Consider the following 23,094-nt stretch of genomic DNA (forward strand, 5'->3'; position numbering starts at 1 on the left):
AAACGGCCTCGCCCTTGTGGTAGGAGTGAAGGCCATAAGAGGCACTTATGTACGGACCCCTGTTTGATATGGCTCACTTGCCACGCATGTAGAATTTTGCGTTGACACAGAAAAAAGGCCTGTCCTAAGCAGACAGGCCTGGCGGCACCGTTGGCACCAGCATATATATATTAGTAGCGCGCGCGCTTCTCGCGGCGGCACTCGAGGCTGCTGACCACGCGCCCCGATGGGTCTACCGTTTCCAATCTGACATCGAAACCCCAGAGCCGGGCCACATGCTTGAGCACTTCATGGGCCTGCTGGTTCAGCGGACGGCGCTGGAACTGCGTATGGCGCAGGGTCAACGCGCGGTCGTCGCGGGTATTGACCTGCCAGACCTGGATGTTCGGCTCGCGGTTGCCCAGGTTGTACTGCTCGGCCAGCTGCTGGCGCACGTAGCGGTAGCCGGCTTCGTCGTGGATCGCCGAAATCGTCAGCTTGTCGCTGCGGTCGTCGTCGAGCACGGCAAAGAAGTGGAAGTCGCGGATCAGCTTGGGCGACAGGTACTGGGCGATGAAACTTTCGTCCTTGAAGTTCCGCATCGCGAAATCGAGCGTCTTGATCCAGTCGCTGCCGGCGATGTCCGGGAACCAGGCGCGGTCCTCGTCGGTCGGGTCTTCGCAGATGCGCTTGATGTCGGTCATCATCGCAAAGCCGAGCGCGTAAGGATTGATGCCATTGTAATAGGGGCTGGTCGCCGGCGGCTGGTAGACCACGTTGGTATGGCTCTGCAGGAACTCGAGCATGAAGCCGTCGCCGACGATGCCCTCTTTATATAGTTCCTGCAGGATCGTGTAGTGCCAGAAGGTGGCCCAGCCCTCGTTCATCACCTGGGTCTGGCGCTGCGGATAGAAATACTGCGAGATCTTGCGCGTGATGCGCACCAGCTCGCGCTGCCAGGGTTCCAGCAGCGGCGCGTACTTCTCGATGAAGTAGAGCAGGTTTTCCTCGGGCTCGACCGGGAAGCGCGGCGGCGGCGCATCCCGGTGGGATTCCTCGCGCCGCGGCAGGGTACGCCAGATCTCGTTGATCTGGGACTGGGCGTATTCCTCGCGCTCCTTCTGCCGGTTCTGTTCCTGGGCCACGGACAGCTTGGCCGGACGCTTGTAGCGGTCCACGCCATAGTTCTGGAGCGCGTGGCAGGAATCGAGCAGTTCCTCGACGGCGTCGATGCCGTGGCGCTGTTCGCACTCGGCGATGTAGTTCTTGGCGAAGACCATGTAGTCGACGATGGCGTCGGCGTCGGTCCAGGTGCGGAACAGGTAATTCCCCTTGAAGAAGGAATTGTGGCCATAGGCCGCGTGGGCGATCACCAGCGCCTGCATCGTCAGGCTGTTTTCCTCCATCAGGTAGGCGATGCAGGGGTTGGAATTGATCACGATCTCGTAGGCCAGGCCCATCTGGCCGCGGCGGTAGCTTTTTTCCGTGGTCAGGAAATGCTTGCCGAAAGACCAGTGGTTGTACGACACCGGCATGCCTACCGAGGTGTAGGCATCCATCATCTGCTCGGCGGTGATGATCTCGAGCTGGTTGGGGTAGGTGTCCAGGCCAAACTTCCTGGCCACCCGGCGGATTTCCTCGTGGGCTTGCTCGATCAGGTCGAAGGTCCACTCCGACTGGTCGGGCAGGGCACGCGGATTCTTGGGATCTCTTGGCATGAGCGGGCCTCGTCTACTTGGGCTGCTTCTTGAACAATTCGCGGAATACCGGGTAGATGTCGGCCGGGGTCACGATCTTCTGCATCGCGAAGTTCGCATGCGTGGCCGCCACCTCGCAATACTGCTCCCACAGGTTCTGCGGCGGGCCGTCCGTGATCTCGACGTAGGTGTAGTACTGGACCCGCGGCATGATCGCATTGGTCAGGATCTGCCTGCACAGGACCGAGTCGTTGTCCCAGTTGTCGCCGTCGGAAGCCTGGGCCACGTAGGTATTCCAGTCGCCGCTGCTGTAGCGCTCGCTGATGACCTTGTTCAGCAGGTGCAGCGCCGAGGACACGACGGTGCCGCCCGATTCGCGCGAGTGGAAGAAGTCGTTCTCGTCGACCTCGGCGGCGGCCGTGTGGTGGCGGATGAAGACCACGTCGATCTTCTCGTACGCGCGCTTCAGGAACAGGTAGAGCAGGATGAAGAAGCGCTTGGCGGTGTCCTTGCGGCTTTCGTCCATCGAGCCGGAGACGTCCATGATGCAGAACATCACGGCCGAGGTCGACGGCTTCGGTACCTTGATCCGGTTGCTGTAGCGCAGGTCGATCGGGTCGATGAAGGGGATCGCCAGCAGCCGCGTGTGCAGCGCGTGGATCTTGTGCTTCAGTTCGAGTACGCGCGGGTCGTCGTCCTCGGCGCCCAGCGCCTGGATCTCTTCGAGCTCCTGTTCCAGGCTGGCGAGCTTCTTGCGGCTCGGTCCGCCCACGGCGATGCGGCGGCCGAGCGCGCCGCGCAGGGAGCGCAGCACGTGGATATTGGACGGCGTGCCGGAGATGTTGTAGCCGGCGCGCTGGTTCTTGAATTCGACGACCTGGGTCAGCTGCGTCTTGATCATGTTCGGCAGCTCGAGGTCTTCGAAGAAGTAATTCATGAATTCTTCGCGGCTCAGTTCGAAGATGAAATCGTCTTCGGTGGTCTGCTCGCTGTTGCCGGCACGGCCGCGTCCACTGCCGCCGCCGCCGCTGCGCGGACGGTTGATCTGGTCGCCTTTCTGGTATTCGGTATTGCCGGGGTTGACGACTTCCCAGACACCCCCATGGGCGTGCCCGAACTTGGGCTCGTTCACGTCCTTGACGGGAATCGAGACCTTCTCGCCATTTTCGATGTCGGTGATCGAGCGACCCTTGATCGCCCGACCGACCGCATCCTTGATTTGCGCCTTGTAGCGGCGCAAGAAGCGTTCGCGGTTGACCGCAGACTTGTTCTTGCCCTGCAAGCGTCGGTCGATGAGGTAAGTCAAAACAGGCCTCCTGCTCAAATTCGCGGCGGGCCGGGTCACCACCGGTACCCCTATATTAACGCGCCGCGCATCAACGTGGTTGGCGTCCCGGATTTTGGTGGGACAAAGCCTACGGGCGGACCAGAAATCTGGTCCGCCCAACCACGCACCTGGTGTGGCAATGGCCTGGTTACGAGGATTTGCGAACCCTCAGGTACCACTCGCACAGCAGCCGAACCTGCTTCGGCGTATAACCCTTCTCGACCATACGGGCCACGAAGTCGGCGTGCTTGGTTGCATCCTCCGTGCTCGCCTTCGCATTGAAGGAGATGACGGGCAAGAGTTCCTCGGTGTTCGAGAACATCTTCTTCTCGATCACGGTGCGGAATTTCTCGTAGCTCGTCCAGGCCGGATTCTTGCCGCCGTTCGTCGCACGCGCACGCAGGGCGAAGTTGACGATTTCGTTTCGGAAATCCTTCGGATTCGAGATGCCAGCCGGCTTCTCGATCTTCTCCAGCTCGGCGTTCAGCGATTCGCGGTCGAAGCTCTCGCCGGTGTCCGGATCGCGGAATTCCTGGTCCTGGATCCAGAAGTCGGCAAAGGTCACGTAGCGGTCGAAGATGTTCTGGCCGTACTCGGAATAGCTTTCCAGGTAGGCGGTCTGGATCTCCTTGCCGATGAAGTCGACGTAGCGCTGCGCCAGGTGTTCCTTGATATAGGACATGTAGCGCTGCTCGGTCTCGCCGGCGAACTGCTCGCGTTCGATCTGCTGCTCGAGAACGTAGAGCAGGTGGACCGGATTCGCCGCGACCTCGGTGTTATCGAAGTTGAAGACCTTCGACAGGATCTTGAAGGCGAAGCGCGTCGACAGCCCGTTCATGCCTTCGTCCACGCCGGCGTAGTCGACGTATTCGTGCATCGACTTGGCCTTCGGATCGGTATCCTTCAGGTTCTCGCCGTCGTACACCAGCATCTTCGAATAGATGCTGGAGTTTTCCGGATCCTTCAGGCGCGACAGGATCGCGAACTGGGCCATCATGCGCAGCGTGCCCGGTGCGCAGGGCGCCTTGTCGAGCGAGGAGTTGCGCAGCAGCTTGTCGTAGATCTTGATCTCGTCGGACACGCGCAGGCAGTAGGGCACCTTCACGATGTAGATCCGGTCGAGGAAAGCCTCGTTGTTGCGGTTGTTGCGGAAGGTCTTCCACTCGGACTCGTTCGAGTGCGCCAGGATGATGCCCTCGAAGGGGATCGCGCCGAAGCCCTCGGTGCCCTTGTAGTTGCCTTCCTGGGTCGCGGTCAGCAGCGGGTGCAGGACCTTGATCGGGGCCTTGAACATCTCGACGAATTCCATCAGGCCCTGGTTGGCCAGGCACAGGCCGCCGGAGTAGCTGTAGGCGTCCGGATCGTCCTGGGAATAGTCTTCGAGCTTGCGGATGTCGACCTTGCCCACCAGCGAGGAGATGTCCTGGTTGTTCTCGTCGCCCGGCTCGGTCTTGGCGATCGCGATCTGCTTGAGGATGCTGGGGTAGCGCTTGACGACGCGGAACTTGTTGATGTCGCCGCCGAACTCGTGCAGGCGCTTGACTGCCCACGGGCTGGGGACGCCACGCAGGTAGCGGCGCGGGACGCCGTAGTCCTCTTCCAGGATGGCGCCGTCTTCCTCTTCGTTGAACAGGCCCAGCGGCGATTCGTTCACCGGCGAGCCCTTGATCGCGAAGAACGGAATCTGTTCCATCAGGTGCTTGAGCTTTTCGGCAATCGACGATTTGCCACCGCCAACCGGGCCCAGCAGGTAAAGGATCTGCTTGCGTTCTTCCAGGCCCTGGGCCGCGTGACGGAAGTAGGAGACGACCTGCTCGATCACTTCCTCCATGCCGTAGAACTCGCGGAAGGCGGGATAAATCTTGATGACCTTGTTGGCGAAGATGCGCGACAGGCGCGGGTCGAGGCGGGTGTCGACCAGGGTGGGGTCGCCGATGGCGGCCAGCATGCGCTCGGGAGCGCTGGCGTAAGTCAGGGGGTCTTTCTTGCACAGTTGAAGATACTCCGACAGGGAGTATTCCTCTTCCCGGGTACGCTCATAGCGGGCTGCGTAGTTATCAAAAATGGTCATGTGAATGTCCTCTAATGTGCTAACACTGATCACTGTCGCGGCAGCCGATGAAAGACGACTGCCCAGGCCCCGGTTCTGGCATCAAGCTGTTGTGGGGTCGCCGTCTACGTTTGAGAGGTCAGGCATGTGACCTGACATGAAACGGAGGGCGATTTTCTTGTTCTCATCCGGTTATGAAAACCGGTTGGTTAGCGCCCGCAGAGAGCGTCTTCTTACGCTTATGAAATTTATTATGTGCCTATTAGTTCTCGAAGTCAAAACAGTGTCGTGCGTCGAAAAAAACCATTTTGACGAGCCTGCGGATCCAGTCTTGACGCCGTTTTGCAGGGTCCTGGCGAGGTCATGTTTGACAGGGTTTTTGGCCCCGTTGGACAGCGTCGTGTTTGTCAAAAGGTAAGTCAATAGTGCACCAACTTGCTAAGCAGTGGCGCACGCGCGTATGCCGTCGGCCGTCTATAAAATTCCAGGGTGAAATGAGCCTGGAGAGCGCATGCGCTACACTTCTCCAAATGGCGACAAACGCCGGTCCACCGTGGAGATCCCTCATGCTGAACGAAGAGCTGCGCCTCACCCTGCAGGCAATGCCGAAGGCAGAATTGCACATCCATATCGAAGGCTCTTTGGAACCCGAGCTGATTTTTGAGCTAGCGCAAAGAAACGGCGTATCCCTCGCTTACCCCACCGTCGAAGCGTTGCGGCAGGCCTACGCCTTCAGCGATCTGCAATCCTTCCTCGATATCTATTACGCGGGCGCCAGTGTGCTGCTGACCGAGCAGGATTTCTACGACATGACCGCCGCCTATCTCCGGCGTGCGCAAGCCGACAATGTGCGCCACACCGAGATCTTCTTCGACCCGCAAACCCATACCGCGCGCGGCGTCGCCTTCGAGACCGTCATCAACGGCATCTGGCGCGCCTGCCAGGACAGCCCGGTCAGCGCGAGCCTGATCCTGTGCTTCCTGCGCCACCTGTCGGAGGAAGAGGCGATCGCCACGCTGGAGGAGGCGATTCCCTACCGCGACAAGCTCATCGGCGTCGGCCTCGATTCCTCCGAAGTCGGCAACCCGCCCGAAAAATTCGCGCGCGTGTTCGAACGCGCCCGCAATCTCGGCCTGCACCTGGTCGCGCACGCGGGCGAGGAGGGGCCGCCCGCCTATATCGAGAGCGCGCTGGACGTGCTGAACGTGGAGCGCATCGACCACGGCGTGCGCTGCCTCGACGATCCCGCCCTGGTGCAGCGCCTGGTGCGCGAGCAGATGGCGCTGACGGTGTGCCCGCTGTCGAACATCAAGCTGCGCGTATTCGACGTGATGGGCGAGCACAACCTGCGCCGCCTGCTCGACGCCGGCCTGGTCGCCACCGTCAACTCCGACGATCCGGCCTACTTCGGCGGCTACCTCAACGAGAACTACGTCGCCGCCTTCGAGGCGCTGCCGCTGGACCGCTCGCATGCGCGCCAGCTCGCGCGCAACAGCTTTGCCGCCGCCTTCCTCGAGCCGGAACAGAAGCGCGCCTGGCTGGCCGAAGTCGACCGTTTTTTCAGTGAGGCCAATTAATGCTGATGCAATCCCTGCGCATGACCGCGCGCGACTGGCGCGCCGGCGAACTGCGCTTCCTGCTGGTGGCGCTGGTGGTCGCGGTGTCGGCCCTCACCGCGGTCGGCTTTTTCGTGGACCGAATGCGCGCCGGCCTGAACCGCGACGCCCACCAGCTGCTCGGCGCCGACCTCCTGATCAACGCCGACCAGCCGCTGCGCCAGGACTGGCGCGATGAAGCCCGGCGGCGCGGCCTGCGGCTGGCCGACACCGTCACCTTCCCGAGCATGGCCCAGGCCGGAACCGGGGATGCATCCCAGGCCGTGCTGGCATCGGTGAAGGCGGTCTCGCCCACCTATCCGCTGCGCGGCCAGCTGAAGATCACCACCAGCCCGGTCGACGCCAGCGAGGCCCTCGGCGACGCCACCCGCGACACCCCGGCCCCGGGCACGGTCTGGGTCGACGTCAACCTGCTGCCACCGCTGAAAGTCAAGATCGGCAGCGTGATCCAGCTGGGCGACAAGAGCTTCACGATTGCCCGCCTGATCGCCACCGAACCCGATCGCGGCGCCTCGTTCTCGAACTTCGCGCCGCGCGTGATGCTGGCGCTGTCGGACCTGAAAGCCACCGGCCTGGCCGACAACTACGCGCGCATCACCTACCGCATGCAGGTCGCCGCGCGTTCGCCGAACGACCAGGCCGCGGTGGCCGGTTACGAGCGCTGGGTGCGCGAACGCATCGCGCTCGATAAGGTCAAGGGCGTGCGCATCGAGAACCTGGAAAACGGCCGCCCCGAGATGCGCTCGACCCTCGATCGTGCCGAGCGCTTCCTGGCCCTGGTCGGCCTGCTGTCGGCGATGCTGGCGGCGGTGGCCGTGGCGATGGCGGCGCGCCGCTTCATGCAGCGCCACCTGGATTCGGTGGCCATGCTGCGCTGCTTGGGGCTAACCCAGAACCAGGTCGGGCTGCTGTTCCTGATCGAGTTCGCACTGGTCGGCCTGGCGGGCAGCCTGCTCGGCGTGCTGGTCGGCTTCGCCGCCCACTACGTGCTGCTGGAACTGATCGGCAATCTGATCCCGACCGAGCTGCCGCCGGTATCGCTGCTGCCGGCGCTGCAGGGCGTGGCCACCGGCCTGCTGCTGCTGGTCGGCTTCGCGCTGCCGCCCGTGCTCCAGCTGCGCAACGTGCCGCACAACCGCGTGATCCGCCGCGAGCAAGCGCCGCCGCGGCCGATGGCGCTTGCCACCTATGGCCTCGGCACCGCGGTCTTCGTCGGCCTGCTGCTGTGGCAGGCAGGCGACCTCAAACTGGCGCTGCTGACCGCCGGCGGCTTCCTCGGCGGCCTGGCCGTGTTCGCGCTGGTCGGCTGGCTGGCGCTGCTGGGCTTGCGCAGCCTGCGCGGCGTCTCCCGCAACCAGGGCTGGCGCTTCGCCATCACCTCGCTGCAGCGGCGGCCCGGCGCCACGGTGGTGCAGATCGTTTCGCTGTCACTGGGCCTGATGGCGCTGCTGGTGCTGACCGTGGTGCGCGGCGACCTGATGGACGCCTGGCGCCTGGCCACCCCGGCCGACGCGCCGAACCGCTTCATCATCAACATCCAGCCCGACCAGAAGGAGGGCGTGGAAAAGACCATCAGCGCGGCCGGCGTCGACAACCCGATGCTCTATCCGATGATCCGCGGCCGCCTGGTGGCGGTGAACGGCAAGGAGATCACCGCCGCCACCTACACCAGCGAGCGCGCCAAGGCGCTGTCGGACCGCGAATTCAACCTCTCCAGCGTGAACGATCTGCCGGAAGGGAACGACGTCGTGGCCGGCCAGTGGTATCGCGACGCTCCCGGCGTGGCCGAAGCCTCGGTCGAGCAGGGTATCGCGCAGACCCTGGGCCTGAAGCTCGGCGACACCATGCGCTTCGACATGGGCGGCCTGCAGGTCGATGCGAAGATCACCAGCCTGCGCAAGCTGGAATGGGGCTCGATGCGCGCCAACTTCTTCGTCGTCATCAACCCGGCCGCAATGCGCGACGCACCGACCACCTACATGACCGCCTTCCACCTGCCGGCGCGCGGCGTTGGCCTGGCGAACACGCTCACGCGAAAGTATCCGAACCTGACCGTGATCGACGTCAGCGGCATCATCCGCCAGCTGCAGGACGTGCTGGACCAGGTGGTGACCGCGGTCGAGTTCCTGTTCCTGTTCACCCTGGTCTCCGGCGTGCTGGTGTTGTACGCGGCCCTGATGGGATCGACGGCCGAGCGCACCCGCGAAGCCGGCCTGCTGCGCGCGCTGGGCGCCACCCGCCGCCAGCTGGCGAGCGCGCAGCGGATCGAGTTCGCGCTGGTGGGAGGCTTGTCCGGCCTGCTGGCGGCGACCGGCGCGGCGGGACTGGGTTGGGCGCTGGCCGAATACCAGTTCAAATTCCCCTGGCATTTCGAGCCCCAGGTGTGGGCGGCCGGGCTGCTGGTGGGGGCGGCGTGCGCGCTGATCGGCGGCTGGCTGGGACTGCGCAATGTGTTGCGGCAGCCGCCGCTGCAGACTTTGCGCGAGGCGTAATCGAGGCGGAGAACGTGGGCACATCGTGCCCACGCATCTGTTGCGCATCGCCGACCTGGGACAAAAGGCCCTCCCACGGGCCTTGTCCGCTGCGCTATCATGGGCAGATGCAAGAATCTCAGACCACCCCCCAAGACCAGGAAGCCGCGGACGAACGCAGCGCCTATGAACTGATCGGCGGCGAGTCCCGCCTGCGCGAACTGGTCGACCGTTTCTACGACATCATGCAGCTCGAGCCGGACTTCGCCGGCATCCACGCCATGCACCCGGTGCCCAACGACAGCTCGCGCGAGAAGCTGTTCATGTTCCTGTCCGGCTGGCTGGGCGGCCCCAACCTCTTCATCGAACTCTACGGCCACCCGATGCTGCGCGCCCGCCACCTGCCGTTCGCGATCGGCACCACCGAACGCGACCAATGGCTGCGTTGCATGGCGATGGCGCTGGAAGATCTCGGCTACGACTACGACCTGCGCCTGCGCCTGATGGGCGCCTTCTACCAGACCGCCGACTGGATGCGGAATCGCCCGCACTGATATGTCCACGATCGAGTTCATCGTCCTCGCGATCGGCCTGCTGGCCGTGCTCGCCCTGCAGTTCGCCCTGTTCGCGCGCAGCCGCGGCAACGGAAAAGACGCGGACGGCCCGGCCCACGCCTTCGAACGCCTGGAGCGCGAGCTGCGCCACGAGCTGCAGACCAGCGCCCAGGCCACGCGCCAGGAACTGGCCGCCCACCTGGCCCAGAACCAGGCCGCCACCGCCCAGCAGCTGGAAGCGATGCGCCAGCAGATCCAGCTGCACGCCGCCGGCGGACGCGAAGAACAGGCGCGCGTGCTGAAGCGCTTCGCCGACAGCATGAACACGGCCATCGCCACGCTGACCGAATCGAACGCCCAGCGCATGCTGGAAGTTCGCGGCACGCTCGAGACCAAGATCCGCGACCTGCAGGCCGACAATGCGCGCCGCCTGGAAGAGATGCGCCAGACCGTCGACGAAAAGCTGCACGCGACGCTGGAGACCAGGCTGACCGAATCCTTCCGCCAGGTGTCCGACCGCCTCGAGCGCGTGCACCAGGGCCTGGGCGAGATGCAGCAGCTGGCCATCGGCGTGGGCGACCTGAAACGCGTGCTGACCAATGTGAAGACGCGCGGCACCTGGGGCGAGGTACAACTGGAGATGCTGCTCGAGCAGGTGCTGACGGTCGAGCAGTATGCCAAGAACGTCGAGACGGTCAGCGGCTCGAACGCGCGCGTCGAGTTCGCGATCAAGCTGCCGGGCACGGTCGAGGGCGGCCCGCCGCTGTGGCTGCCCATCGACGCCAAGTTCCCGAAAGAGCAGTACGAGCGCCTGGTGGATGCGGCCGATACCGCCGATGCCGACGGCGTGGTGCGCGCCGGCGCCGAGCTGGAACGCGCGGTGCGCAACGAGGCGAAAACGATCTGCGAAAAATACGTCTCGCCGCCGCAGACCACCGACTTCGCGATCCTGTTCCTGCCCACCGAAGGCCTGTACGCCGAGGTGATGCGCCGCCCGGGCCTGGCCGACGAGCTGCAGCGCACCCTGCGCGTGACGATCGCCGGACCGTCGACCTTGACCGCGCTGCTCAACAGCCTGCAGATGGGCTTCCGCACGCTGGCGCTGGAAAAGCGCTCATCCGAAGTCTGGCAGGTGCTGGGCGCGGTGAAGACCGAGTTCGGCAAGTTCGGCGACGTGCTGGCCGCCACCAAGACCACGCTCGAACGCGCGGCCAAGAACATCGAGAATGCCGAGGTGCGCAGCCGGCAGATGGCGCGCAAGCTGAAGTCGGTCGAGGCGCTGCCGAGCGAGGCGGCGCAGTTGATGCTGGGGGCTGCGCCGGCGGATGGCGACGACCTCGCTTGATCATTCGCCGCCGTAATTGCCTGTCGTCGCAATCAATGTCGCGCCGCACGTCGTTTTATGACCCTCGTGTGCAACGGCGATCCCGTCGATGACGTGATGCGGGTCGCCCTCGGCGATCGTGCAGTTGTCGTGGCCTTTGATGGGGCAGCTGCATTTGTCGCCGACGCGGGCGACCGGGATGCCGCCGACCGTGAAGTGCGTCGCGCTTACGCTTTCGACCTTGCCACCGTGTGAAGTGGGGTCGCCTAGACGGATCACGTTGCGCATGGCTTAACCCTTTTTGTCGGTTGGCGTCTCTGCTGCCAGGTGGGCGGGGGCGGGCGGATCGCCATATCCGACCAGTTTCCATACGGTCGCCGTACGGTAAGAGGGATATACTCCTTTGATTTTTTGCCACAGCGACGGCTCGCCAAGCGATACCACATGCGGCATCCGTTCTCCGGCCTTGATGTGCTGGCGCCGGTCGTCCTGTCGTGCTGCCGGTTCGTCGGATTCCCACCACCCCGTTTGCGGACAAATGCGCCCGGTTGCGGCAAGTTCTCCCAGCGGCAGCCGTGGTCCTGCGTCAGTGGCTTTGACTGTCGTCGTCCCGGTTGGACGCAGGCGGATCGTGCTGGTGATCTTGTCCCAGACGGCGATGGCTTCTTCGTCGGTCAGGCTGGCTTTGGTGGCGCCGATGGCGTTATTGGCGACGCCGGTTTGCATGCGGATGTCCGCAAAAGGTTTCAAATAGTTTCCCGCGACGCCTCTAAACGCGATAGCGAAATCATGAACCGAGTGTACCGTGCTTTGTTCCGGCGAGCGTGACAAGCCTTCGAAGCCGTTTACCCAATCATGGATCTGGCGGGGCCCTCTGCGGAAATAGACAGTTTTCAACATTGGATGGTTGGGATCTTCTGCTTTCAGATCTTTCTCTAAACGCTCCAGTTGCCATTCCAGCGAGTCGCTTTCGGAATAATGCGGGTTGGAGGGGCGAATTTGGATTGAAAGGTGTACGTCCGGAAATTCTTTCAGGCGGAAGCCGATACTTAGGAGTTCGGCTGGCGGCTCCTTGGGTGGTCCGGGTTCATCCGGCAGGAAGGCATATTCGATGCAGTTGCCGGGCTCAGTCGGGATCTCGTTTTCGGCACGTAGGCGCAGGCGGCGAGCCATGCTCTTGATGCGGGCTGTAGCACTCTCCCGACGGTCTTTTAGCGGGCGGGCGTCGATGATAACGCCATCGTCATTCAGTTTAAAGTATCCGTTGATTTTAAGTGCCCCAATTGCTTCAAAACCGTCGTAACCCGTTACGATCTGGCCATCGGGGTCTTTCAAGTTCTCAACCGAAATCAGCAAAGGGATATCGTTGAGATAAATAGCTTTTTCGCTTTTCAACTCATTGATGAGCTTTTGCGCCAACCCATTTACTTCCTCAACGCCATTGGGGTAGACATTCACGCCCAACGGTATATCGACTCCGCCCCAAACCACGGTTGTCGATGCCGGTACATCTACCATAAATCTGCCAAAGCACACCGTCCTGGTTTTTTTGAAAATTGGTTGCAGACGGGGTGAGAGTGCGATCATGTTCGGCTTTTTCCATTGTTGGGGTTTAGGATCGCAGGCAGTGAGCAGCAATGCCACGCTTGAGAGAAGAATGAAAGGCAAGCATTTCGTAAGAGCCATATGCAATTACTCCTTCTCGTTTTTCCATTTGGCGTTCTGAGCGATGCGAACGATGCTGTACAAGGTAGCGGCAACAGCCCGCGGGTCTTTGTAGCTGGACTGATGTTCGTATCCGGTTTGGCGAAATATGCCTTTGAAACTATCGCTGTGCAGTTGATGGTCTGCAGATTTGGCGGGTACGGTCTGGTCTCCAGGAGACGAAGCCGGGAGGATCCTTGCGAATACCGGGGCGGGAACCAGATCCTCGGCCAGCAAGCTGGCGATGTTATTTGCGGCGCCAGGGTCCCAGTCAACCAATCTTAGCTGGCCCTGTTTGTTATCTTCAAGAATTGGCCAATTTTGCCACCCAGTTGCGGCGGTGCAATTAATGATTTCCCACACCACCTCACCGAAACTATGTCGTTTGCTGTCGGCGCCGTAATGAGCATAACTGTTCGGGTGATAGGTTTTCATAATCATTCGATGAAAGTTTCTGGCTATGTCGAGATATTCGCAAGTACGTTCGAATGTTCCGCCACCCTTTTCAAGAGAACGCCCGGAGGGATTGATCCAGTCTTCTCGAAACAGCGCATACCATTTGCCCTGAATTTTGTATATTTCATTGTAAGGATCGCCATTTTTTGGCCAGGCGTCCAGGTCATGCCCATTATGGCGAACGCGTAGCCAGCCATTTCCGTAAGCCTCGCTAGGCAGCAACTGAAGCCCACCAGGCGCGTTCGCCAGCACTGCCGTGACTTCGTCACCGTGGTTCCCTGCCACCTTGGCGGCAACGCTCGCTTCGATATTGGCTTTGCTAGTACTAATCAGGCCAGGATCTTCGAAACCTGCGCGCATGCGTCGATAAGCTGCAGGCGCGCCAATGGCCGGCATCACACCATGCACGATGCCCAACACCTTGTCTTGCAGGTTGCCGAAGTTCGAATGAATCAGCGCCCGACCGACAAGGCCACCCATCGAATGCGTTACAACGATGACTTGGTTGCATTCGTAGCCTGAGCGGTTGAAATCGTCGATGAGCTTATTGATTCGGACAGCAATAATCTTTGCGCTGTCGCCATTCGATTGCAGCCAGTTATAACCAAACGAATAAACGGCAAACCAGCAGCCAGTCGCAAGCTTTTTGAGTTCTTCCGCCGTTTATGCCTGTTGGGGGAGTTTTGGATCCGCACCCCAGATTTTTGGCTCGACTCCCACGACATCGTGCCACTCCGGACGAAGTTTGCCTTCGGAGAAAGTACTGTTGAGGCGTGATTCAAGATGTTGCAGCAATTGTCCATAGCTCTTAAAAAAGACTTCGCCCCAGCCTCGTGCACGTGCCTTTTGTGCAGCCGTGCCGCCGCCAGATAGGACTACCGGATCGCTTGCCAGTAAGGCAGAGTCAAAGTTCGGGGCGAGTTCGACATTGCCATGGCGCCCGTCACCCACTACGTTCGAAGGTCCAGAGGAGTCGTAAATGTCCACTGTCGTTTGTAACGGGTCCAGCCGCAATTGGCGATCGGCTGGGCTTTCGTTGGCGGCCCTGGTAATGTTGATTGGTTTCGAAGGGTCAAGCGTGTCCGGCCGCCAGGCAATATTGTCCTTCTGGCGCAACTCCTTCTGCCGCTCCATACTCATCCGCAAATTCGACCCCATAATCCCTGGCAAAAAGATGATCGGCAGTACCCGTTTCGGCAGCATCCGCGCACATTGAGGCTTCTTGTCCTGCTTCGGTGTCGCAAACCCTTCGGCTTTGCGGGCGGCACCAGCATGTGCTTGCGCGGGCAAGGGATGTTCGGCAGTCGTCATCGTATTCTCCCCATGAAATCAGTCGTCCAAAGCTTCGATGCTGTAGCGCCCGAATGGAATCGCACTGGTAAAGCGTTCGGTCAACCCAGCTGCATCAGTCCGTCCTTCGAACGTGCGCCCGTCCTCGGTAGTAATGCGATAGCGCTGGTTCTTCATCGGCTCGTCGGTCCCAATCCATCGGAGAACCGTCTGCTGGTCGTGCGCCGACTCGCTGACGATCGAAGGCACTGCGACCGGAGAACCTCCAGTCGGCCCGACGTGCGCGAATTTCGACGACTTGATGGTGTGCTCACCGCTGCTCTGCTGCGTGATGGAGCCACCGCCGATATCCACTTGCGCGCCCTGCGCCACCATGCGGATCTTCGGTGCCTGCAGCACGATCTCCTCGGTGGCAGTCAAGACGATGCGCTTGGAAGAGGTGAGCTCAATATCGTCGGCATGTGTCTGCAGTTCGAGCTTGCCGCTCGCGGCGATCAGCTTGATGCCGAGCCGGTGCGCGAACAGGCTGATACTTTCCGCGACCCGCGCCAGCAGTTTTCTGCCGACCGACAGCTGGGTGTTCCCGATGCTGAGCACATCGACATGCGTCTGTGCGCCGATGGCGATGTTGTCCTGGCTGCTTAGCGCGACGCCTGCGGGCGCGGAAAGCGCGACCACTGCCTGGCCGCCATCGTCCGTGCCATTGCTGTCGGTGTTGCTGCCGGCTTCCCACTGCTTTAGGTAAGCGATCAGCTGTTTGAGCTCTTTGTCGGAGGTAGCGTCCGCGTGATGGGTCACCGACAGTTCGGAGAGCTGCTGCTGTACACCCTGTAGCGCCTCGACCAGACCGATCAGTTCGGCGCGGTCCAGTTGTTTGCCGCTGGCCTTCTGGCGTGCCGCGGCGCTGATGAGCACGCCTTGCGCTCCGCGTACCGCAACCGCGTGGTCGCTGCGCAGCTCGGCACCTTCGCCGCGTGCCTCACCCTTGCCGTCGTTGCGCGGATGGGTGAGCCAGCCGAGATTCAGTTCGCTGTGTCCGTGCTGGGAAGAGAGTTGCGCATTGATCTGTCCCGGGGTGTCGTCGAGACGCAGCTGGTTGTAGCGAAGGCCTTGTACTTCCTTGCTCTTGATACCAGCCAGGTGCTTGTTGCCGGGCAGCTTTCCTGTGTGGCTGAAGGAGGGCGGCGGCGCCATGGCCCCGTAGACTTGCGCCACGATGATCGGTTTGTCCGGGTCCCCGCCGAGGAAATCGACGATGACTTCATCGCCCACCCGTGGCAAGGTGATCGTTCCCCATTGATTGCTGGCCCAGGTACTGGCTACGCGTATCCAGGCGGAGTCGCGGCCGGTATCGCTGGCGCCCGCCCCTTGCGCGTGGCTATGGTCCTCCACCCTGGTGCCCGGAAAGCGCACCTTGACCCGGCCATTCTCGTCGCAGTGCACTTCTTCGCCGGGTGGGCCGACCACGATGGCGCTTTGCAGTTGCGGGCGCGGCAAATCGCTACGCGGGTCGAAGGCGGGGACGATGGGAATGCCGCGACGCACGCACGAAAAGCGATTGGTATAACGCATGCCGCGCTCTTCGCTGGCTTGCCGTAGCGCGCTATCGACGGGCCCTTCGTTCCACCGGTTGTGGGTGAATAAGCGCTGTACGCGGTCCGCGACGGTCTTGGGAAGATTGTTTTCCGCCTCGACCTCCAGACGCGTGACGATGAATTCCCGTTCTTTTGCGGGGTGGGTATCGATCTCGGGATGGCCGGTCAAGCCGATCCACTGCCCGATACACAAATCACGCACGCTGCTTTCGCCGTAAAAGCATTTCGACTCGTACTCATGGCGTTTCATGCGCAATTCGCCGAGATTCCGGTAGTCGTCCCCATCGTTGCCTGCGTGCGGCACGTCGATCAGGTAATCGTCGAGACTGAATGCGAACCGGTTGCCCGCCGCTCCCTGATCGATATGGGACGGCGTGTGACTTGTCATCGGACGGCCCTGCATGTAATCCGTGCTGAGGCGACTGACATTGCCGGGTCTGAGCGCGCGTACCGGGCTCCACGCGAAAATGCTGTCGCTTTGCTCGGTGCCGTCGTCCCGGTGGTAGCGGACGGTACCGGCGGCATTCTGCGGGAGCGTGAACGCGTCGTCGAACAGCACCAGGGAATGAGCCGGTATGTCCTGGCTGGCTTGTCCGGGCCGCATGAACCATGCGATGCCGCGCCGTTTCCAAAGCCGGCGCAGGAAGTCCGCGTCGGATTCGTTATGCTGCATCGTGAATTCGCGGGCGGGATAGCTGCCGGTCACAAAGGACCAGTCCACGTCGAAAGCCTTGGCCAGCACGGGATTGTTCCGTCGCCACTCGTCGAGGATGACTTCGGTAATGTCCAATTCGTTCAGGTTGCGGAAGACGCGTGTATTGCTGCGGCACTCCATCAGCGCCAGTGCGTCGCGCAGCACCAGTTCATAGGTCGCCAGGCCGCCGTCGCTCTGCCCCGCAGCCGCTTGCGCGACAATGCCGCACACGGAGCGCAGATCGCCGCGATCCGTCACGAACTGCAGCTCGACCGGCGACGCAATGAATTCCTTCAAGGGGAGATCGACACGCGTCGATACACACAGGAGGCGGTATTCCAGCCCACCGCATAAGGTCTCGCTTCCGGTGACCCGTTTGATCAGCAAGACGTCTTCGAGCACGCGCGGTCCTTTGGACAGCCGCGCCCGGATGGGACGATTCGCTTCGGATAAGCCGGCGAATCCTTCGACGATATCTTTGAAATTCATCCAGGGTTCCCAATCCATGTAAGCAGAACTGCTCAATGGTAGGAATCCGAATCGTCGCTACATTGATATCAATAAAGTCTTTGCTAAATATCAGTTACGCATGCCAACCCCAGAAGCGGACAGCAAGGCATGTTCAAATCAAGCCCTCGAACATCAACACATCCACCATCTCCCCAGCCTGCACGCTACCCTGTTCATCCTGCAGCACCACCATGCAGTTCGCCTCCGACATCGAGCGCAAAATGCCCGAGCCTTGCGAGCCGGTGATCTTCACCTCGGGCTGTCCGTCCGCGCCGCGCGACAGTACGCCGCGCTGGTATTCGGTGCGGCCCGGCTTCTTGCGGATCGGCGCAACCGAACGCGCCTTCAATAAAGGCAGGGGTGACTCGGCCCCCATCATGCGCAGCAGCGCTTCGCGGGCGAAGAAGTAGAAGGAGACCATCACCGCCACCGGATTGCCCGGCAGCCCGAACAGGAAGGCGCTGTGGCCCTTGGAGGCGATGCGGCCGAAGGCCAGCGGACGGCCCGGGCGCATGCCGATCTTCCAGAAGGTGACGTCGCCGAGCTTCGCCATGATCTGCTTCGTGTAGTCGGCCGCGCCCACCGAGACGCCGCCCGAGGTGATGATGGCGTCGGCGTTTTCGCAGGCCTCGCGTAATGCGTCTTCCAGCGCCTGCGGGTCGTCGCGCACCACGCCCATGTCGATGATGTCGCAGCCCAGCCGCGTCAGCATGCCGTAGATGGTGTAGCGGTTGCTGTCGTAGACGCAGCCTTGGTCGAGCGGCTGGCCGATCGAGCGCAGCTCGTCGCCGGTCGAGAAGAAGGCGACGCGCAGGCGCCGCCGCACCGGCACCTCGGCCACGCCGAGCGATGCCAGCAGGCCCAGGTCGGCCGGGCGGATGACCTTCCCCTTGCGCAGGGCGGCGCTGCCGGCCTTCAGGTCTTCGCCGGCCAGGCGGCGGTTGTCGCCGGCGCGGATGGTGCCGGGGGCCATGACCATGACACCGCCGGATTCGGTCACGAGTTCCTGCGGCACCACGCTGTCGCAGCCGGCAGGCATCACGCCGCCGGTCATGATGCGCACGCATTCGCCGGGGCCGGGTACGGCGCTGGAGGTGCGACCGGCATACACGGTGTCGATCACGCGCAGAAGCACCAACGCTTCGGTAGACAAATCTTCGCCGCGCAGGGCATAGCCGTCCATCGCCGAGTTGTCGTGGGCCGGCACGTCGATCGGCGACGTGATGTCCGCCGCCAGCACCCGTCCCAGCGCGGCGCGCAGCGCCACCTGTTCGGTCGCGCGCAGCGGCGAAACGAAGTCGCGGATGATCCGCTGCGCGTCGCGCACCGGCAGGGCATCCGGGTCATATGCGGACAGGCAGCTGACGACGTCGGCCAAGCGCGGAGCCGATACGGGCGACCCGGCGGGATCGAGACTCTGCAGCTCGTCGCGGGTATTGATGTTGCGGAAGGCGGCGGTGTCCTCGAACAGCACCTCGGCCACCTTGATCTGCGGGTACCAGCCGTCCATGCGGCGTCCGCCGGCGGCAAGATAGGCCGACAGCACGTCCACTTTACTGGATTTAATTATGCAGAAAACTGGATGCGGTTGGCGCAGGCCGTTTTCTTCCGTCACCGCCAGCGCGAGGTCGGCGCTGGCATCCTCCAGGCCCTGCAGCAGGCGCGCCGCCAGGTCCGACGGGAGGAAGGGCGAGTCGCAGGGGGCGGTCAGCAGGTAGGGCGTGGCGCAGCGGCGCAGGCCCGCTTCCAGTCCGGCCAGCGGACCGGCAAAGCCCGGCGTATCGTCCGGCCAGACCGGCACGCCGAAGGCGCCATAGGCTTCGAGGTTCTGGTTGGCGTTGATGGCCACGCTGGCCACCTGCGGCCGCAGGCGGTCCAGGACGTGCGCCACCATGGTCGAGCCGCCGAAGGGCTGCAGGCCCTTGTCCACGTTGCCCATGCGCGTGCCGCGTCCGCCGGCCAGGACCAGGCCGCTGATCGATTCAGTATTCATTTTCTTATCCGCCGATGTAAGACATTTCGATTTTCTTCGCGCCGCGCGACAGGCCTTCGGTATTGATCGTCCGCGTTTCCGAATAGCGGTCCGCGCGCCGGCTCCACAGCTGGGCGATGCTGGACGATATCTCGAGGTCGCTGCGGTCTTCGCGCAGCAGGGCGCGCAGGTCGTGGCCGCGGGTCGCGAACAGGCAGGTGTAGAGCTTGCCCTCGGTGGACAGGCGGATGCGCGAGCAGTCGCTGCAGAAGGCCTGGGTCACGCTCGAGATCATGCCGAGCTCGCCGCTGCCGTCCACGTAACGCCAGCGCGAAGCGGTCTCGCCCGCGTAGTTGGCGCCGATGGGTTCGAGCGGCATCTCGGCGGCGATGCGCCGCACCACTTCGCCGGACGGAATGACTTCGTCCATGTTCCAGCCGTTCGAGGCGCCCACGTCCATGTATTCGATGAAGCGCAGGATGGTCGGCGTGCCCTTGAAGTGGCGCGCCATCGGCAGGATCTGGGCGTCGTTCATGCCGCCCTTGACCACCATGTTGACCTTCACCGGACCGAGGCCGGCGGCGTGCGCGGCCTCGATGCCTTCGAGGACATCGGAGACCGCGAAGTCGACGTCGTTCATGCGCTTGAAGATGGCGTCGTCGATGGCGTCGAGCGAAACCGTGACGCGGTCCAGGCCGGCGTCCTTCAGTACGCGGGCCTTGCGCGCCAGCAGCGAGCCGTTGGTGGTGAGGGTGAGGTCGAGCGGGCGGCCGGACGGCGTCCGCAGTTCGCGCAGCTGGGCGACGAGGCGTTCCAGGTCCTTGCGCAGCAGCGGCTCGCCGCCGGTCAGGCGGATCTTCTCGACGCCGTGGGCGACGAACAGGCGCGCCACCCGGGTGATCTCCTCGAAGCTCAGCAGCGACGAGTGGGGCAGGTAGGCGTAGTTCTTGTCGAACACCTCTTTCGGCATGCAGTAGACGCAGCGGAAGTTGCAGCGGTCGGTGACCGAGATGCGCAGGTCGTGCAGCGGCCGGCCGAGCGCGTCCGCGAGCAGTCCCGAAGGCTCGGCCAGCGCCGCCGGCGCAGGCATTGCCGGCGATCCGGCGTCGCCCAGCATGATGATTTTCTCAGACATTCCAATACGATAGCATGATGCCCGCAAGCGCACAGGCGAGGATCAGCGGGATCGTTCCCACCTTGTAGCGGAGCAGGGCGACGGTGGCGGTGGCGCCGATCGCGATCGCCGGCCAATGCGCCCTGCCGCCGCCCAGGAACACCTGGCCGCCGAAGAACACCGCCAGGCTGGCGATCACGCCGACCACCGCCGCCGAGATCGCCGTCAGGGGCGCCGTCATGCGCAGGTCGCCGCGCGTGGACTCGACCAGCGGCCCGCCGGCCAGGATGAACACGAAGGAGGGCAGGAAGGTGAACAGGCTGGCCACCGCCGCCCCGGCCGCGCCGGCGGCGAACAGTGCGCCCGGCCCGAACAGCGCATGGGTCCAGCCGCCGACGAAGCCCACAAAAGCCACGATCATGATCAGCGGGCCGGGCGTGGTCTCGCCGAGCGCCAGGCCGTCGATCATCTGGCCGGCGCTCAGCCAGCCATAGTGCTCGACGGCGCCCTGCACGACGTAGGGCAGCACGGCATAGGCGCCCCCAAAACTCATCATCGCGGCCTTGGTGAAGAACCAGCCCATGCTCGCCAGCGCGCCCGACGGGCCGTACAGCGCCGCCAGCAGCAGCCAGGCCGCCAGGCCGATGCCGCAGCCGGCCAGGCTCACCCGCACCAGCCCGCGCCAGCTGAAGCGGGCGTGTGGCGGCGTCGGCGTGTCGTCGTCGATCAGCGCGGGGCCATGGGACTTGCCGCCCGCCTTGTGGGCGCCGCCGGGCTGGAACAGGGCGGGGCGCAGGCGTCCGCCCACGACGCCCGCCAGCGCCGCGCCCAGTACCACCAGCGGGAAGGGCAGCGCCAGCACGGCGATGGCGACGAAGGCGCAAGTGGCGATGGCGGCCAGCAGCCAGTTGCGGATCGTACGGCTGCCGATGCGCCAGGCGGCGCCGAGCACGATGGCGACCACCGCCGGCTTGATGCCGTTCATGACGCCGGCGATGGCCGGCAGGTGGCCGTAGGCCATGTAGATCCACGACAGCGCGATCAGGATCAGCAGCGAAGGCAGCACGAACAGCACCCCGGCCACGATGCCGCCGAGGGTACGGTGCATCAGCCAGCCGATGTAGACGGCGAGCTGGGTCGCTTCCGGGCCGGGCAGCAGCATGCAGTAGTTGAGCGCGTGCAGGAAGCGCTGCTCGGAGATCCAGCGGCGGCGTTCGACCAGCTCGGCATGCATCATCGCGATCTGTCCGGCCGGTCCGCCGAAGCTGATGAAACCCAGCTTGAGCCAGTAGCGCAGGGCGGTGCGGAAGGGGATGGGCTGCATGCAATGAAAGATCGGGAAAGGTTGAGCATTTTACATGGCTTGCCAATCCGCTTTTCATGTAATACGATAAGTTACATGAAAACCGACAGCAAATTATCGGGCGTGCTCCACGTCCTGCTCCACATGGCGCAAACGGACCAGCCGATGACCTCGGAGGCCCTGGCGGGGATGATGCAGACCAATCCGGTCGTGATCCGGCGCATCCTGGCCGGCCTGCGCGAGCAAGGCTTCGTCCAGTCCGGGAAGGGGCATGGCGGCGGCTGGAAGCTGTCCTGCGACCTGAGCAGGGTGACGCTGCGCGACATTTACGACGCCCTCGGCGCGCCGACCATCCTGGCGATCGGCAACCGCAGCGAATCCCCCGGCTGCCTGGTCGAGCAGGTGGTGAATGCCGCCATGGACCAGGCTTTTCAGGATGCCGAAGCCCTGCTGCTGGCGCGCCTGGGCGAAGTGTCCCTGGCCGAGCTGGCCGAAGACATGCGGCGCCGGTTGGGAGAAACGCATGAACCATGACGTGATCGTCGCCGGCGGCAGCTATGCCGGCATGGCCGCCGCCCTGCAACTGGTGCGCGCACGCCGCAAGGTGCTGGTGATCGACGCCGGCCTGCGCCGCAACCGCTTTGCCACGGAATCGCACGGCCTGCTCGGCCAGGATGGACGGGCGCCGGAAGCGATTTTTGCCGATGCCAGGGAGCAGTTGCTGGCCTATCCGGACCTGAGCTGGCGCGAGGGCAGGGTGGCCTCCGCGGTGCGCAGCGGCGACGGCTTCGAGCTGCGCACCGAGGACGGCGAAACCGCGCAGGGCAAGCGCCTGATCCTGGCGACCGGCGTCAGCGACCGCCTGCCGGATGTGCCGGGCCTGCGCGAGCGCTGGGGCCGCTCGGTCGTTCCCTGTCCGTATTGCCACGGCTACGAATTCGATCGCGGACCGCTGGGCGTGCTGGCGGCGGGCGAGGTGTCGATGCACCAGGCGCTCCTGATTCCGGAGTGGGGTCCGACCACCCTGTTCACCAACGGCGCCTTCATGCCCAATGCGGAGCAGCTGCGCCAGCTGGAGGCACGCGGCGTCGCCATCGAGACGCGGGCGGTCGGCGAGATCTGCGGCGAAGGCGCATCCGTCAGGCTGGCCGACGGGACTGTGGTGGAGCTGGCCGGGCTGTTCGTCGCCCCGCGCATCAGCATCCAGGGGCCGATGGCGGCCCAGCTCGGCTGCGAGCTGAGCGAGGGGCCACTCGGTGCGGTGATCAGGACCGACGAGTCGAAGGCGACCTCGGTGCCGGGCGTGTTCGCCTGCGGCGACGCGGCCCGCTTCATGGGCAGCGTATCGTTCGCGATCGGCGACGGTGCGATGGCCGGCATCGCGGCACACCGCTCGCTGGTGTTCGACTGACATTCGAGCGCTTGAAATGAAAATGGG

Annotated in this window: 16 protein-coding genes and 1 pseudogene; 6 read left to right on the forward strand and 11 right to left on the reverse strand. The window is 63.4% G+C overall.

Going from position 1 to position 23,094, the window contains the following annotated elements; all coding sequences use genetic code 11:
• Window positions 1–170 precede the first annotated feature (170 nt).
• The 3 genes from AB4Z32_RS18830 to AB4Z32_RS18840 all read right to left on the reverse strand — a co-directional run bounded on the left by AB4Z32_RS18830 (window position 171) and on the right by AB4Z32_RS18840 (window position 5,074).
• Window positions 171–1,697, reverse strand: a complete 1,527-nt coding sequence (locus tag AB4Z32_RS18830; protein ID WP_442123389.1) for a SpoVR family protein — start codon at window positions 1,695–1,697, stop codon at window positions 171–173.
• 13 nt (window positions 1,698–1,710) lie between these two features.
• Complete coding sequence (locus AB4Z32_RS18835) at window positions 1,711–2,982, reverse strand: YeaH/YhbH family protein (RefSeq protein WP_442123390.1); 1,272 nt, start codon at window positions 2,980–2,982, stop codon at window positions 1,711–1,713.
• Window positions 2,983–3,151: 169 nt separating this feature from the next.
• Complete coding sequence (locus AB4Z32_RS18840) at window positions 3,152–5,074, reverse strand: PrkA family serine protein kinase (protein ID WP_442123391.1); 1,923 nt, start codon at window positions 5,072–5,074, stop codon at window positions 3,152–3,154.
• Window positions 5,075–5,619: 545 nt separating this feature from the next.
• Here AB4Z32_RS18840 and AB4Z32_RS18845 point away from each other — a divergent pair.
• The 4 genes from AB4Z32_RS18845 to AB4Z32_RS18860 all read left to right on the forward strand — a co-directional run bounded on the left by AB4Z32_RS18845 (window position 5,620) and on the right by AB4Z32_RS18860 (window position 11,039).
• Window positions 5,620–6,630, forward strand: coding sequence for an adenosine deaminase (locus AB4Z32_RS18845; RefSeq protein ID WP_442123392.1), 1,011 nt, complete (start codon window positions 5,620–5,622; stop codon window positions 6,628–6,630).
• Window positions 6,630–9,161 (forward strand): ABC transporter permease, encoded by a 2,532-nt coding sequence (locus AB4Z32_RS18850; protein ID WP_442123393.1) that lies wholly within the window; start codon window positions 6,630–6,632, stop codon window positions 9,159–9,161. The genes AB4Z32_RS18845 and AB4Z32_RS18850 overlap by 1 nt, the downstream gene beginning before the upstream one ends.
• A gap of 107 nt (window positions 9,162–9,268) precedes the next feature.
• On the forward strand, window positions 9,269–9,694 hold the full coding sequence (locus AB4Z32_RS18855; protein WP_442123394.1) for a group II truncated hemoglobin: 426 nt from the start codon (window positions 9,269–9,271) through the stop codon (window positions 9,692–9,694).
• Between the two features lies 1 nt (window position 9,695).
• Window positions 9,696–11,039, forward strand: coding sequence for a DNA recombination protein RmuC (locus AB4Z32_RS18860; RefSeq protein WP_442123395.1), 1,344 nt, complete (start codon window positions 9,696–9,698; stop codon window positions 11,037–11,039).
• Here the strand turns inward: AB4Z32_RS18860 and AB4Z32_RS18865 are convergent, their stop codons facing one another.
• The 8 genes and pseudogenes from AB4Z32_RS18865 to chrA form a co-directional block, all read right to left on the reverse strand.
• On the reverse strand, window positions 11,040–11,306 hold the full coding sequence (locus AB4Z32_RS18865; RefSeq protein ID WP_442123396.1) for a PAAR domain-containing protein: 267 nt from the start codon (window positions 11,304–11,306) through the stop codon (window positions 11,040–11,042). It abuts the gene before it with no gap.
• A 3-nt stretch (window positions 11,307–11,309) separates the two neighbouring features.
• Complete coding sequence (locus tag AB4Z32_RS18870; protein ID WP_442123397.1) at window positions 11,310–12,704, reverse strand: T6SS immunity protein Tli4 family protein; 1,395 nt, start codon at window positions 12,702–12,704, stop codon at window positions 11,310–11,312.
• Between the two features lie 6 nt (window positions 12,705–12,710).
• Window positions 12,711–13,784, reverse strand: a pseudogene (locus AB4Z32_RS18875) (hypothetical protein); the annotation flags it as partial.
• Window positions 13,785–13,841: 57 nt separating this feature from the next.
• Complete coding sequence (locus AB4Z32_RS18880) at window positions 13,842–14,489, reverse strand: hypothetical protein (protein WP_442123398.1); 648 nt, start codon at window positions 14,487–14,489, stop codon at window positions 13,842–13,844.
• 18 nt (window positions 14,490–14,507) lie between these two features.
• Entirely contained in the window at window positions 14,508–17,246 is a 2,739-nt protein-coding gene (locus tag AB4Z32_RS18885; protein WP_442123399.1) for a type VI secretion system Vgr family protein, read from the reverse strand.
• A 133-nt stretch (window positions 17,247–17,379) separates the two neighbouring features.
• On the reverse strand, window positions 17,380–19,260 hold the full coding sequence (gene moeA, locus AB4Z32_RS18890; RefSeq protein WP_442123400.1) for a molybdopterin molybdotransferase MoeA: 1,881 nt from the start codon (window positions 19,258–19,260) through the stop codon (window positions 17,380–17,382).
• Between the two features lie 4 nt (window positions 19,261–19,264).
• A complete protein-coding gene (gene moaA, locus AB4Z32_RS18895; protein ID WP_442123401.1) occupies window positions 19,265–20,374 on the reverse strand; it encodes a GTP 3',8-cyclase MoaA in 1,110 nt (369 codons plus the stop codon).
• Window positions 20,367–21,677 (reverse strand): chromate efflux transporter, encoded by a 1,311-nt coding sequence (gene chrA, locus AB4Z32_RS18900; RefSeq protein ID WP_442123402.1) that lies wholly within the window; start codon window positions 21,675–21,677, stop codon window positions 20,367–20,369. The genes moaA and chrA overlap by 8 nt, the downstream gene beginning before the upstream one ends.
• A gap of 75 nt (window positions 21,678–21,752) precedes the next feature.
• Between chrA and AB4Z32_RS18905 the strand changes: the two genes are divergently transcribed.
• Complete coding sequence (locus tag AB4Z32_RS18905) at window positions 21,753–22,190, forward strand: Rrf2 family transcriptional regulator (protein WP_442123403.1); 438 nt, start codon at window positions 21,753–21,755, stop codon at window positions 22,188–22,190.
• Window positions 22,180–23,067, forward strand: a complete 888-nt coding sequence (locus tag AB4Z32_RS18910; protein ID WP_442123404.1) for an NAD(P)/FAD-dependent oxidoreductase — start codon at window positions 22,180–22,182, stop codon at window positions 23,065–23,067. The genes AB4Z32_RS18905 and AB4Z32_RS18910 overlap by 11 nt, the downstream gene beginning before the upstream one ends.
• The last annotated feature ends 27 nt before the right edge of the window (window positions 23,068–23,094 follow it).

It is taken from the genome of Massilia sp. 2TAF26 (assembly GCF_052115005.1).
Taxonomy (GTDB): domain Bacteria; phylum Pseudomonadota; class Gammaproteobacteria; order Burkholderiales; family Burkholderiaceae_D; genus Telluria.